Here is a 13,160-nt window from a genome sequence, read left to right as displayed (position 1 = left end):
CACCGTTTTCCGGCTGACCTGTTGGTGCTCAGGCTGAGCTATTTCCGTGAGGGGGCAGCGTCCGCCGGGTCGTCATTACTCCCCCTGGTGTTCGAGACCCAGGAATGAAACCGGGACATGGCAGTCATGTGGAGAACCAGCAGCACGATGACGGATATGATCTGCGCTGCTGTGAGAAGTGATGGCGTTTGCCAGATCACCCACAGCTGGTCCCCCAGATAGGCCAGCGCTGCAATCATTGGAACCGCACTCACTGCGGTTCCCAGCGCGAAGCGTCCAAAGCTGACCGGTGACGCGCCGGCAGCAAGATTGACCAAGGAGAAAGGGACAACGGGAAGCGCGCGCAGGGCCGCGACGCCACTTGCCCCGCGGCGGGACAGGTGCCGGACGATGCGTCTCATCCGTGCACTGAGGAATCCTTTCAGCACTCGCGATTTCATCTGCCGCCCTGCCAGGTAGTAGATCACCGCACTTGCCGCACCGCCCGCCAGACCAATGACCAGCCCCGCCTGCCACCCCATCACGAAACCGCACAGCACGACCACCGGTCCAAGCGGAAAGGCAAAGGCCCCCAGCACGACGATGACAAGAATTGCGATGGCATATTCCATCACGGCAGGGGTCATCTGGGTGAGAGGTGACGCCTGCGGATCAAGCCCCAGCCAGCCTGCGAGCGGCGTGGCCATGAACAAAGTGGCAAGGAGCAGTGACACGCCCGCCGCCAGAACCACGCGGATGGCCACGGCGATGCCGGACATGGCCAGTTCGCTACGGTCGGACGAACTGGTCCTGGTTTTGCCCTTGCCCCGACCAAGCGCGCCGATGTCTTCGAGGCCGTCACGAATGCGCTGGCTTGCGGACCCCAGCGTGCTCTGTGGTCCGTCCGGGTCGCCTATGATCGATAGGGCATGGGCCAGCGGCGTATCGTATTCATCCAGTTTGTCAGCCAGATGCAGCTGACGGGTCGCGTCGGCCTCGCGCAGTTTGTCGAGCTCTTCAAGCATGTTGTCGGCCGCCAGAACGTCGTGGGCCGCTGGCGTATCGCAGCCCATATGTTCGGCAAGCAGGCGTGCCGCAATGCCGGCAATGCCTTCTGCTTCTTTCTGGGTGCTGGCATAGACCGCAAGATCGCATTCGGTGTCGAGCCCCATGGAGCGATTGTTGAAGTTGGAAGATCCGACGCGCAGCATGACACCATCGATGATCATTGCCTTTGCATGCACCATGATGGATACGGCCTCAGGCTCCGAAGAGCTGTCATCCATGTAAACGGGATGCAGCAGGCGGACCCGGTCTGCGACGCCCGCGTCGCGCAGCTCTTCCATCGCCCGGTAGCGGCCGGCATTCATGCTCAGGGCCTCCGCCACTCCGGCCAGGTCTGCGGGTGTGACAACAATCAGGCACAGGTCGGGCACCTCACGCATGCGGGTGGCAATGGCCTTTACCAGCGTGTCTGACGCGAAATACTGGTTTTCCAGATAGACGTAGCGTTGTGCCGCCCCGATCATGTTCAGGTGAAGCGCTTCAATTTCCGTCTTGGCTGAGACCTGCCGGTAGCGTGCACGCGTGATGGCGATGCCGACGTCCACGTCCTTAAAATCCACATCCAGGCCATGGGGCCACAGGCCGGCGGAGTGTGTTTTGGTCGGGGCGCGCGCCGGTGCCTGTCCGGTTGCAGCAACCCACCGCTCATCCACGTGATCGCAGATGGCTAAGACGGATTTGCCGCTTACCGCCATTTGAATGTCGTGCCAGGCCTCATACGCCTTGCCGGAGGGGTCGACGCGCAGGTCATTGTCCGGCGTGTGCTCTGACGTATCCCATCGTCCCGTCGTGAGATCAATTCCACCGACGAACGCCAGCGCATCATCAATGACGACGATCTTTTCGTGATGGCTTGCGCCAGCCGGCACATGGCCGTCCAGATGCGAGCGGATGCTGGCGTGTCCCCGCCAGTCAAACTGCAGCGAGGGGAGCCATTCACGCTCGAAGGCGTAGATGAAGGCAAAATCCCACTGAAGAATGGATATGTCGAGATCAGGGTTTGCGTCTGCTGCGGCATGCAGTGCGTCAGCCAGAGTCAGCTGTTCGTCCGGGCGCAGCCGGGTCCGTCCGTCTACGTCCCATCCGACAATCTTGATGCTGTGTTGCGCCCTTGAGATGGCGTCCGCCAGCGCATCAAAATAGTCGGCCGCATCGACGATGACGGATGCCTTGTCCGTATGGGCCCACTGCTCAACGCTAGAGGGCTTCTCGGGGGCATGTGCGGGACTGCGCATGAACATTTACGCCTGTGATGAATGCGACGGCCTGAAATGAAGAGCGGGCGCCACACTGAGTGTTGCGCCCGCTCCCAATCCAGTCAATGAACCCGCAAGGGGTCTTGCCGAACCTAGTTCTGCAGCTCTTCCACCGCGTTATCCATGTCCTCGCCCGCTTCCTCAAGCGGACCGTCCTGGTCGCAGGCGGCAAGTGCAGTCATTGGAACGAGCAGGCCCAGCATCAGAAAAAAGCGCTTCATAACAGTCTTCCTCATTTCAAAAATTAGTTCTTGATAACAGCGTCAGTAACGGCGGCAGTCAGTGCTCCGGATCGATCAGAGTCGGGGTGACCGGCCACGCACCAGGTGCATGACAAGGCTGATGACCAAAAGCACGACGAAAACAAAGAACAGGATTTCCGCAATACCTGCCGCAGCCCCTGCAAGGCCGCCAAAGCCCAGCACCGCTGCAACAATTGCGACGACAAAGAAAACAACAGCCCAATAAAGCATCTCGATAGTCCTCCTGTTGGCGCCAAACACGCAGCGTTCCGAAAAGTCGTCGGGCGCATGCGTTCGTCGCCAGTAACATCAGGCAACGCTCTTGCGCTGCTTGGTAGGAGAACACGTGTCCGGCAATTTGGTTCCCGTCCTGCCGATTTTGTTTCATCAGGCCGGGAGAAGGTAATGAGTTTCTGCGAGCCTTAACGCCAGACCGCTAGGAGAGAGGGAAGGAAACGCGCCACACAAATCCGTCCGGCGCAAAGGAACGCTCGACCTCTCCGCGCAGCCCGCTTTCAACTGCCCGTGTTGTCAGAAACGTGCCGAAGCCTGCCCCCTCAGGCTCTGTGACGTCCGGGCCACCACTTTCCTGCCACGCGACATCAAGCCAGGTTTCCCCCTCTTTGGTTGTTTGGTCCCAGACAATGGACACCTGGCCGCCCGGCACGCTCAGCGCGCCATGCTTGATGGCGTTGGTTGTGAGTTCATGAAACGCAAGACCCAGATGCTGGGCACTGTCGCCGGGCAGCCAGACATGGGGCCCATCGAACACGACATTTTTGGCTGCTTCAGCCGCTGTAGGAACGATCTGCGATTTCGCGAGATCGGAAAATGCAATCGGTTTCCAGTCCGCCTGTATGAGAAGGTCATGGGTTGCTGCCAGTCCGCGCAGTCTCTTTGAGAACACCTCCTCAAAGCCTTCAACGCTGGTCTGGTGTTTTGCTGTCTGTCGCGCAATGCCGTCGATGACCGCGAGGAGATTCTTGATCCGGTGCGCCAGTTCGCGCATCAGGACGTGGAGCTGACCCTGCGACTCCTTGAGGGCCGTCACATCTGTGGCGACAGCTGCGACACCGCCGCGCGACGTCAGGGGCGCAATGTCCACCCGGTACCAGAATTCGCCATCTTCCACCGGCACAGGGAGTTCCAGCGTTTCGCGTTCCTTGGTGAGCATCACCCGCTTTTTGACATCGCCAAGCTGTGCAGCAACGTCAGCGGGAAACAGATCAAAATCCGTGCGTCCTTCCATGCTTTCGCCGTCCGCCGCATTGGGCGCGTTGAACAGCCATCTGTAGCGCAGATCCTCATCCTGCTCGAACGCCACAATGCCGCTGCCATCGAGCGTGGTCTTGAGGCGCTCCATGGTGATCCGTTGATTGTCGAGGTCGGCAAGATCTGCTGTGGATTGCTGCGGGCCCGGTGTGGCGACCGGCATTTCCGGCCCGGCGGGGACGCCGGCTGGGCGGGCACGCCGCTCCCGCACCAGCCACAGCACCACGCCAACCGTGCCGGCGGAGGCGGCCGCTATCTGGCCGAACAGGGAGATAGACTGCAGGGTGTCATTCCCGGACATCGCCTCTGCCACCTTGCTAACCGCGAACACCAGAGGAACAAGCGCCGCGTAGAAAATACCGCGCCTGCTGGGGACGACAGGATCGGCCCCATGGCGGGTGGCAAGTATCAGGCCGCCTGCAAGGGCCAGGCACAGAACGACGAGTGACGCGCTGGCAAGTGGGTCAAGGACAGCAAAGCCGCCCATGACAAGCGGCGCAGCAAGACCCGCGCCTTCGGTCGCAGGTTGGGATATCTGGAGCAAGTGTGGTCCGCCGTTGAGTGCGCTGCGAACTGCAGGCAAGTAAAATGCAAGTGCATGTTACCGTGTCAACAATGGTGCGGACAGCCTAATAGTACCGGCTGATTAATGAATGACAGTAGATCGCGCCCAGCGCAGCCGGGACCGGTCGGCCTGCACACTGTTCAATGTCGAATTACTGCACGGCGGACAAAAGCTGCTCACCTGTGCTTGGTTCATCCGGCGTTTCGGTAAATGTCGCCAGTGCACCTTCCCACCGTGTGTGCCAGGTGCTTGCGCGGTGCGCATCACCGGAACTCATGGCGAGTACCCAACCTTCATAGGCAGACTGAACCCGCGCCACAGCCCGTGGGGTCACATCGGCTGCCTGGGATGTAATCAGCGCATAGGTCTCGGCATATTCAAAGGTGGGGTTGCCGTTCATCCATGCGTCAAGATCTGCATCGGGACGGATAGGCAAATTGTACAGCTCACCGCCGTTGGCTATGGCACCTGCCCGGTGTGTGAAATAGCGGGCGCAGGTCCGATCGCCCATCTCGCGGCAGTCTGATGCTGACCGCTCAAATGCGTCACTGAGGGCAACCACGAAAACTTCCCCGCGCTCGATGAGTGCGTCTCTGTCCAGATTCGCAGCTGTCGCGGGCATCGCCAGAGCGGCGGCGGCGACTGCTGCGGTGGCCCAAAGGGTTGCGGTCCGGCTCAATTTGGATGCGTGTGTCATGGATATAAAACCGATCACCGGCGGTTTTGTTCCTGTCGCCACGGCCACCTGCGATCGCCGAGGGCTCAAAAGCCTTAGGCACTCCCCCGTGCCCCACTCTGTCACTCCTTGAAATCCAACCGGCCAGAGGCCTGACGGGAGCAATCCGCGAAGGAACAAATGGCAGCGCGTGTTGTTAGGTGTCCATGTGCCACCGAGCCTGCAGCGGAAAACGCGCAGGGCACGAGATTGGCACCCAGACGACTACCCCGTTGTGCGTAGAGTGAAAGGAACACGACATGAGTAATACGGTTCTCAAAGGCAAATGGCACGAACTCAAAGGCAGCGCCAAGACCAAGTGGGGCAAGCTGACCGATGACGAAGTGGATCAGGTTGATGGCAATGCCGAACGCCTCATCGGACTTGTTCAGCAGAAATACGGCAAGGCCCGTGATGCTGCTGAGAAGGAAGTGAATGACTGGATTGCCAGCTAGTCTGGGTATCTGTGTACGGACAAGTGAGTGAATAGTGTTCTACTGGATCGTGACATTTTTTGTCCTGTCGCTACTGGCAGGTGCCATCGGTTTTGGTGGCCTGGCGACAGGCTTTGCGTGGTCCGGGCTGGCAGTTCTGGTCTTGCTTGTTCTTCTGCTCGTTGGCGGCTTCTTGATGCAAGTGGCGGATGAGCTGCAAAACGGCAGGTAACAGGTTTTGAATAGGCCGGTTGTGCACAACAACCGGCCTACGCGCCTGGACCGGTAATAAGGGAGTGCAGGACGATGGGCGAGCAGCTCACACTGGAGCACGCAATTACCCGCAATGCCTTGCTGGGCATTCTGGTGGCCTGCGCTGCGCTGACACTGATGGCCGTCGCCGCTCCTGTTACGACGCCCATTTTGATGGCCGCGTTCATTGCAGCCGTTCTACGCAATCCAGTGCGGGTGCTGGTGCGCTGGCACTTGCCGCGTCCTCTGGCTGCTTTGATTGTCTTTCTTGGTTTTCTGAGTGCGGTCGGTATTCTGGCTGTGCTCGTTTACGACCCCGCTGTACGGTGGGTCGGCGAAGCACCGAAAGTGATTTCCAAAATCGAGCAAAGTCTCTCGCCGATCAAAGACACCATCGAAGAGGCGCAGGATACAGCTGAGAAGCTGGAAAAGGCGACGGAGCTGGGCGCCGATAACGCGGCGCCTGTGCGTGTCAAACAAACATCTTTGCTGCAACGGGTTTTCGATACTTCACGGGTGTTTCTGGCGCAGGTCGCCGTCACCCTTGTGCTGGCCTTATTCATGGTGGCCTTTTCCGCACCTCTCATTCCCCCATCGCTGACAGACAGGTTTGGCCCGCGTGGCCAAAGGGTCCGGGCCAGTCTGGATGAAATCGAGTGGCAGATGTCGCGCTATATGAGCGCGCTGGCTGCTGTCAACGTTGCGGTTGGTATTCTGACCGCAGCCGCCATGTACGCGCTTGGCATGCCAACCCCCATCCTGTGGGGGGTGCTGGCTGCGGTACTGGGTCTCATCCCCTACATCGGTCCGCTGATCGTTGCTGTTGTGATCGGCTGTGCGGCAATGGTGACCTTCGATACATGGACGGCGATGCTTATGCCGGTGTTGGCGTATGTGATTATCAACCTGATCGAATCTGAATTGGTTACGCCCATGGTTCTGGGCAAGGTGCTGACATTGCACCCGGTGGCCATCTTCATATTCGTCTTGCTCTGGAGCTGGATATTGGGCCTGGCTGGTGCGTTCCTGGCGGTGCCCATTCTGGTGGCGATCGTCATCACGGCGCGCAACCTGTTGCTTGAGGACGGGCAGACACTCTCGGAAGTCATGCTGCGCGCCGGCGGACTGCGACCCGTTGACCGTTCGCTGGTGGTGGCGGGCCCGACACCCCCGGCCAAATAGCATGGCACCCTGTTGCTTTTGACACAGACCTGTATCGTCAACACGACGTTTTCGCACCGCCAAATACCCGACCACCAAACGCCAGAAACTCAAATTCACGAAACCAAAATTCACGAAACAAGGTCACGACATCTCATGCCTGTAGCCCAACCACGAAACCGACGCCGGATTCCCTGTAGTGCTTGCCCGCTGCGTGATTGCGGTGCCTTTCGCGAGCTTGATGACACAGAGCTCGCCTTTGTTGAAGAATTCAAAAGCGGCGAGTTCCAGATCGAAGCCGGAACAGTGCTGCTGGAGGAGGACAACGACAGCCCGCATCTTTACACGATCATGGATGGGTGGGGCTTTCGGCACAAGGCATTGGAAGATGGCCGCCGGCAGATCCTCAACTATGCCTTGCCAGGTGATCTTGTCGGACTGCAATCCGCGATGTTCCATAAGATGGAACACTCAGTCGAAGCTCTCACGGACATGACATTGTGCGTCTTTGAGCGGAAGCGCTTCTTTGAGTTGTACACGGACCATTCAGAACTGGCATTCGACATCACATGGCTCGCCGCGCGCGAAGAACGCATGGTGGACGATCACCTGCTGAATGTGGGGCGGCGCAGTGCTCAGGAACGTATTGGTTACATCATCCTGCATCTGTACGACCGCCTGGAACGCATCGGCAAAGCGCGCAAAGGCGAGCTGGCAATGCCACTGACGCAGCAACACCTGGCCGATACCCTTGGTCTCTCCCTTGTCCATACCAACAGGTCGTTGAACGCGCTCATCAAGAGCGGGTTGATTTCCTGGGAAAACAACGTGTGCGTGATCAATGACCGCGACAAGCTGGTGGACATGACGCATTACGAAGGGGCGGACCCGCGAACGCTCCGCCCCTTGATTTAACGAATGACGTGTCTGTCAGCGCCGCCTAGGCGGACTGTCGAGACCCTGAACGAGGCCAAGAACAAAAGAAGCGCCAAGGCCGGTAAGCGGGCGCTGAGCGCATACGCTGGCCAGCGCCTCAACTTCAGCCGGTGTCGGCGATCCACCGCTCAAGGGGCGCGCGACAGCGCCGGCCACCTGCATGGGCAACGCACGCGAGGGGCGCAACGCCTTTGCCACGACGATGCACAGCGCGGCTGTGAGGGCGAGAATGGCTGCCAGCGCGAATGGCATCTGCACAGGCGGCAACATCGTCGCCAACCAAACGGCGACGCCCCATACAACACTGACGGCGCTGGCGGCTGCGAGAAACGCAGCCACCAGGCCGAATACGATTTTTGGAATGCTCATGGGCGGGCGGCCTATTTCACCAGCCGTGAAATCAACAGACCGAGGCCGAATGCCACCGCGACGGACGCGATTGGATTCTCTTGCACGGTCTGCCGCGCGGTTTCGACCTGCTTGGAGCTTGCATCCGCCAATTCATCGCGGGCGGTTGAGGCCTTGTTGCTCAGATCAGAAATGTGATCGCCGATCTGGGCTTTGGCGTCTGCGGCCGCGACCTTGCGCAGCGCAGACATGTCCTGCATCAACGCGGACAGGTCTTCGCGCAGGGTGTCGATATCGGATTTGATGGCATCCACCTGCTTGGTGGCGTCGGTTGTAGCCATGATAGCCTCCTTTGATTGCTGCTTACACAACATCCAAAGGAGGATTTTGTTTCACTAGGACAGTCGTTTTGCCGATTGCTGGAAAAACAATGCCTGTGAAATGGCGGCACGGACGGCCGATGGCTGAAACGGCTTGGTGATCAGAAACGTCGGCTCCACCCGGCGCCCCGTCAGCAGTCTGTCCGGAAACGCTGTGATAAAAACCACAGGGATATCCAGGTCCGCGAGAATGTCAGCAGCGGCATCCACGCCTGAGCTGCCATCCGCAAGCTGGATATCCGCCAGCAGGAGATCCGGACGTTTCTTTGCCACAAGCTCGCCTGCCTCCGTGCGGGTGGAAGCGATGCCGGTGACGGTGTGGCCCAGATCTTCGACCAGGCCCTGAATATCAAGGGCGATAATCGGTTCATCCTCAATGATCATGACATTGGATTTGGTGAGCGCGCGGATGGCGTCATCGGCCTCAGCGACAAGCGCAGACAGTTCGCTATCGCTCACGCCCAGGACTTTTGCTGCATCCTGATGGGAGAACCCCTCCATGGCCGTGAGCAAAAGGGCCTGTCTGCTGGGAGCGGCAAGGCCCGCGAGCCGGGTGTCTGCAATCTGCATACGCCCTTCGCCGTCCGGACTTGCCGACGGGACATCCTGGCCAACGGCGCGCCAAATATTATGGAAAATGCGAAACGCATTTTCCCGCGCGCTATCGTTTTCGTTCCACAGCTCCGGCTCACTGACCAACGCCTCCAGCATGACGCGGACATAGGTGTCGCCGCTGGCCTGATTGCCAGAAAGCGCTCGGGCATAGCGGCGCAGCCCCGGTAGCTGGGGGCCAACCTCTTGAGCCAAATTCATGTGGAGATGTCCTCGAAAAAGTTTAACGGTTCTTAACAACCCCGACTGGAAAAAAAAGTTCCGCCAATCGGGAACTTTTTTCCATCCACGGCGTTTTATCCCTGTTCGAACAGCGTTTCTGCCAAATTTGGACTGAAGGATAATCGAGTGTCCGGTGAGAAAGAGATAAAGAGCGGGCCCGTGCCGGCCGCAGAGGCAGGAACTGGCAAACTGTCAGTTCCGACGCCCAAGAAGGACTGGCTTGGTGATCAACTGCGCGATCTCTACTCCACCTATGCGGAGGAGCCGTTGCCGGATGATCTGGCATCGTTGCTGGACAAACTTGACGATACGGATGTGAATTCGGGCAGCGGGGCTGATCAGTAGGATGTCCACTTTCAAGACTGACCTGATGGCGCTGTTGCCCAACCTGCGCGCGTTTGCGCGTTCGCTGTGCGGCGATGCGACATGGGCGGATGATCTGGTCCAGGAAGCCATCATGCGCGCCTGGGCCAACCGCGACAAATATCAGGAAGGCACAAACCTGAAGGCGTGGGTCTTCACGATCCTGCGCAATTACTTCTTCAACGAAGTGCGCAAGAAGAAACGCTACCGGGAGACCAGTAGCGAGGAGACCGTGCCTGAAAACGCCGTGCATGAATCCCAGCTCAACAATCTCCATTTGAAAGACCTGGTCAAAGAGCTGACGAAGCTTCCACCTGACCAGCGAGAGGCGTTGATCCTCACATCCGTTGACGGGTTTTCCTATGATGAGGCCGCTGAGATTTGCGGCTGCGCCGTTGGCACCATCAAAAGCCGCGTTGCACGTGCTCGGCGTGAACTGGAAGATAAATTGGGCGGTGCCGACATCGGACCAAGTGCTGCGGGTGCCATGTCATCTGCGGGCCCAGACGGACAGCTACTGGCACGCGGATAACGCGCGGAGCTGCAACGAGATATGACCAGCAAGGCGACACAGCCATTCTACGCACTGGAATCAGTCCGTACACGGCTCTCCGTGGTATTGGCCCTCGCCATGCTTCCTGTTCTCGTATTTGGCGTCGCCAGCGCGATCAGTGACTTTTACGCACGCAGCGCCAGCGTCGAACAGGCTTTGTTCGACAAGGCAAAAATCGTCTCCAACGAGCTGAGATCGACTTTTGTCAGTACACGGCAGGTACTCTCCATTGCCAGCGAGCAATCCGCTGTACGCAACACCTCCCAACCTGCCTGCACAAACTTTCTGCAAAGCGCACTTGCTGGTGTACCGCAGTTTGCCAATATCGCAATCGTATCAAGTGACGGGGCCATCCTGTGCAGTGCCTTTGCGACGGACAGCTCTGTTAGCGTGGCTGATGACAAATGGTTTCAAACCGTGAAGGCGCGTCGGGACTTTGCACTGGGCGGGCCGCTGGAAAGCGCGCCGGGCGGTGAGTATGTTCTGGTCGCTGCCGAACCACTGGCGGGGGAAAACGCAGGCAACAATGGATATATCGCCCTTTCCATACGCACCGAGTATGTCGGGAGTTCCCTGGCGATTGATGCAATCGCGGATGACACCGACCTTTATCTGATCGACGGCCGCGGCCGGTCACTGCTGCCCGCTCAGGATATCTCGCAACTTCCAACGAACGAAGCGTTGCTGGCGTTCCTGAGCGATGACACATCCGTCGTCGAGGGTGCCGGCCAGGACGGCAGTGCCCGTCTGTACGCGTCTGTTCGCCTGGATGACAGTGATGTCTATGTCATTCTCTCCCGCCCCTCAATATCGGCCAACATGCCCGTCATCACAGAGCTTGTGGGTGATGTCGCTGCGCTGGTCGTTCTGTTTGCCATCACACTCCTTATTGTCTGGCTTGCCACGGAACGCATGTCGATCAAGTGGGTGCGTCATTTGCAGGCGGTTGCCCAGGCAAACCGGCGCGGGACCTCAGATGCGCGGGTGCGGGGTTTCGAGACGGCGCCGATCGAGTATCGCGAGCTTGGAGAGACATTCAACAGCATGGCGGATGCCATGGAGCGCCGTCAGGCGACGCTGATCCAGTCTGTTGCCGAGCGCGAACTGCTGCTTAAAGAGATCCATCACCGGGTTAAAAACAATCTCCAGATCATCATCAGTCTGTTCAACCTGAACGCACGCAACACGGATGACGACGTGGAAAAAGCGTATCTGCGTGACATGCAGATGCGCGTTGAAAGCCTGGCGCTTGTGCACCACGCTGCCTATCAGTCGGAAGACATGCAGCTCATTTCCACCGCCGATTTTCTTCCAACCTTGCTTGAACACACCAAGCGGGTGTTTGAGGAAGATGCGGAGCTGACCATTGCCTCTGTGGAAACAGACGACATCGACCTTTCCATGGATCAGGTTGTGCCGCTGGCGCAGCTTGTTCTTGAGACACTGGCCGCGGTTCGACAGGCAGCGGGGCGCCACGCGCCCATCACGGTTCGGCTTGCCTTCCGACATTCAGCTGAGGGCACCGCATCGTTCACCCTAGCGACGTCTGTCGGCGCCACCGCTTCTGAGACCCCGAATACCAAGCGGCTGACCCTGAGCCGTTCATTGATTTCGGCCTTCGCCCGACAGCTTGGCGCCACTGCCACTGTGGCGGATGATTTCACGTCGGTGGTTATGGATGTGCCCTACACGCGCGATGCTGCCGCATAGGCGCTGGGTATCCTGCCTTCCACTCAATACTCTCACTACTGCGGTACTTTGACGGCTGATGGGTCGCTGAAGGGCGCGCAAAAAAAGAGGCGGGCCGCGAAACCCGCCTCTCTCGTTTCCAGGTGTGACCAGCCAACTAGCGGTCGACAGATGCGCTCATCTGATACCGAAACTCGGGCATATCCATCAGCTCTTTGGCGGATGTCTTCATGACCAGGGCACCTTCGGAGTCGCCCTGCTCATATGTCAGACCGTTGAAGCGGGTGGCCACCAGGTCACCGCCAAAGCCAAGTACGCCGCCCTGGGCAAGAACCAGATGCGTTACGGCGCCGGTGCGTGACAGCAGGACGTCACGAACGGTTGCGATCTTCTCGCCCTTGCTGTCCATGACGGCCTTGCCAAGCACGTCATCTTCAAGGCTCAGACCTTCAATCTCAGTTGCGTCATCCCGATACTCGACTGTCGCGTCGTATCGCGTCTCGGCAACGGTTTCCAACTGCTCTTCAGTCAGGCTCACATAGCCTGAGAGATTTGCATTCTCATCCGTGGTGAAAGTCACAGCACCGGAGCGCAGGGCAACATCGTCTTCACCCAAGCCCAGGAAACCGCCTTCGTTGACGAGGAAGGCTGTCACGTCGCCCTTGGACGTAATCCACACATCATCCACGCGCGCCGCAACATCCCCTTCGCTGCCGTAGATTGCGGCACCAAGAATGTCATTGGCACTGAACGTGCCCGGCTTTGGAAAGACGTATGTTGTGTCGGCAACTTCCACTTCAGACAGAGCGTCATAAACTGCGTCCGCTGTATCGGAAATCGCTTCGCCGGTGGCCTCGAGGGCGTCACCTGTCGCATCTGCGGTTTCATCAACAGCCTTTTCAACTGCAGTAGCGGCTTCTTCTGCGGTGATTTCCGGTGTTGTGCCTTCGGTCACATCAGTGTCGACCTCTGCATGGGCAACACCGGTCATCAGGGCAATCGCGGATACGCTCACCATAATACGACGCATAACTATCTCCTTGTCTGTGAGGCGGCACACATCGGTGCCGCGTGGAGACAGAACCAGCCTGCTGGCGAGATGTTCCGGTCAACCGC

The 13,160-nt window shown here is 58.8% G+C and carries 16 protein-coding genes; 7 read left to right on the top strand and 9 right to left on the bottom strand.

The window, feature by feature from the left end:
* Window positions 1–38: 38 nt before the first annotated feature.
* From BN1012_RS01000 to BN1012_RS00985, 5 genes are all read right to left on the bottom strand, one after another.
* Complete coding sequence (locus tag BN1012_RS01000) at window positions 39–2,279, bottom strand: VTT domain-containing protein (RefSeq protein ID WP_171815880.1); 2,241 nt, start codon at window positions 2,277–2,279, stop codon at window positions 39–41.
* Between the two features lie 113 nt (window positions 2,280–2,392).
* Window positions 2,393–2,521, bottom strand: coding sequence for a lipoprotein (locus BN1012_RS17820; protein WP_275450958.1), 129 nt, complete (start codon window positions 2,519–2,521; stop codon window positions 2,393–2,395).
* A 75-nt stretch (window positions 2,522–2,596) separates the two neighbouring features.
* Window positions 2,597–2,773, bottom strand: a complete 177-nt coding sequence (locus BN1012_RS17295) for a DUF1328 family protein (protein ID WP_043948156.1) — start codon at window positions 2,771–2,773, stop codon at window positions 2,597–2,599.
* A gap of 205 nt (window positions 2,774–2,978) precedes the next feature.
* Complete coding sequence (locus BN1012_RS16455) at window positions 2,979–4,358, bottom strand: sensor histidine kinase (RefSeq protein WP_145973374.1); 1,380 nt, start codon at window positions 4,356–4,358, stop codon at window positions 2,979–2,981.
* A gap of 172 nt (window positions 4,359–4,530) precedes the next feature.
* A complete protein-coding gene (locus BN1012_RS00985) occupies window positions 4,531–5,076 on the bottom strand; it encodes a hypothetical protein (protein ID WP_145973373.1) in 546 nt (181 codons plus the stop codon).
* Between the two features lie 278 nt (window positions 5,077–5,354).
* On the opposite strand from BN1012_RS00985, the gene BN1012_RS00980 reads away from it, so the two are divergent.
* The 4 genes from BN1012_RS00980 (at window position 5,355) to BN1012_RS00970 (ending at window position 7,856) form a co-directional block, all read left to right on the top strand.
* Window positions 5,355–5,549 carry a CsbD family protein gene (locus tag BN1012_RS00980; RefSeq protein ID WP_043948154.1) on the top strand — a complete coding sequence of 65 codons (195 nt, stop codon included), beginning with the start codon at window positions 5,355–5,357 and terminating at the stop codon, window positions 5,547–5,549.
* Window positions 5,550–5,583: 34 nt separating this feature from the next.
* Window positions 5,584–5,760 (top strand): DUF1328 domain-containing protein, encoded by a 177-nt coding sequence (locus tag BN1012_RS17470; protein WP_122381327.1) that lies wholly within the window; start codon window positions 5,584–5,586, stop codon window positions 5,758–5,760.
* A 74-nt stretch (window positions 5,761–5,834) separates the two neighbouring features.
* Window positions 5,835–6,962 (top strand): AI-2E family transporter, encoded by a 1,128-nt coding sequence (locus BN1012_RS00975; RefSeq protein WP_043948153.1) that lies wholly within the window; start codon window positions 5,835–5,837, stop codon window positions 6,960–6,962.
* A gap of 135 nt (window positions 6,963–7,097) precedes the next feature.
* Window positions 7,098–7,856 (top strand): Crp/Fnr family transcriptional regulator, encoded by a 759-nt coding sequence (locus tag BN1012_RS00970; RefSeq protein ID WP_043948152.1) that lies wholly within the window; start codon window positions 7,098–7,100, stop codon window positions 7,854–7,856.
* A 15-nt stretch (window positions 7,857–7,871) separates the two neighbouring features.
* Here BN1012_RS00970 and BN1012_RS00965 read toward each other — a convergent pair whose 3' ends face one another.
* The 3 genes from BN1012_RS00965 to BN1012_RS00955 are packed head-to-tail and all read right to left on the bottom strand — an operon-like array spanning window position 7,872 to window position 9,418.
* Window positions 7,872–8,246 carry a hypothetical protein gene (locus BN1012_RS00965; protein WP_043948151.1) on the bottom strand — a complete coding sequence of 125 codons (375 nt, stop codon included), beginning with the start codon at window positions 8,244–8,246 and terminating at the stop codon, window positions 7,872–7,874.
* A gap of 11 nt (window positions 8,247–8,257) precedes the next feature.
* The gene (locus BN1012_RS00960; RefSeq protein WP_043948150.1) at window positions 8,258–8,566 is read right to left on the bottom strand and encodes an ElaB/YgaM/YqjD family protein; all 309 of its coding nucleotides are present in this window, start codon (window positions 8,564–8,566) and stop codon (window positions 8,258–8,260) included.
* Between the two features lie 54 nt (window positions 8,567–8,620).
* On the bottom strand, window positions 8,621–9,418 hold the full coding sequence (locus BN1012_RS00955) for a response regulator (RefSeq protein ID WP_043948149.1): 798 nt from the start codon (window positions 9,416–9,418) through the stop codon (window positions 8,621–8,623).
* Between the two features lie 147 nt (window positions 9,419–9,565).
* Here BN1012_RS00955 and BN1012_RS00950 point away from each other — a divergent pair, with 147 nt between their 5' ends.
* Genes BN1012_RS00950 through BN1012_RS00940 form a run of 3 tightly spaced genes read left to right on the top strand, consistent with a single transcriptional unit; the run spans window position 9,566 to window position 12,065 of the window.
* Window positions 9,566–9,784: a NepR family anti-sigma factor gene (locus tag BN1012_RS00950; protein WP_043948148.1), complete on the top strand. Its 219-nt coding sequence runs from the start codon at window positions 9,566–9,568 to the stop codon at window positions 9,782–9,784.
* A gap of 1 nt (window position 9,785) precedes the next feature.
* Window positions 9,786–10,334: a sigma-70 family RNA polymerase sigma factor gene (locus BN1012_RS00945; protein WP_043948147.1), complete on the top strand. Its 549-nt coding sequence runs from the start codon at window positions 9,786–9,788 to the stop codon at window positions 10,332–10,334.
* Between the two features lie 21 nt (window positions 10,335–10,355).
* Window positions 10,356–12,065, top strand: a complete 1,710-nt coding sequence (locus tag BN1012_RS00940; protein WP_043948146.1) for a sensor histidine kinase — start codon at window positions 10,356–10,358, stop codon at window positions 12,063–12,065.
* A gap of 136 nt (window positions 12,066–12,201) precedes the next feature.
* Here the strand turns inward: BN1012_RS00940 and BN1012_RS00935 are convergent, their stop codons facing one another.
* Window positions 12,202–13,074 carry a PRC-barrel domain-containing protein gene (locus tag BN1012_RS00935; protein ID WP_081826137.1) on the bottom strand — a complete coding sequence of 291 codons (873 nt, stop codon included), beginning with the start codon at window positions 13,072–13,074 and terminating at the stop codon, window positions 12,202–12,204.
* Between the last annotated feature and the right edge of the window lie 86 nt (window positions 13,075–13,160).

The sequence above is a fragment of the Candidatus Phaeomarinobacter ectocarpi genome (assembly GCF_000689395.1).
Taxonomy (GTDB): domain Bacteria; phylum Pseudomonadota; class Alphaproteobacteria; order CGMCC-115125; family CGMCC-115125; genus Pyruvatibacter; species Pyruvatibacter ectocarpi.
Note: the sequence above shows the minus strand (reverse complement) of the source record. Positions and strands in the feature narration are given on the sequence as shown.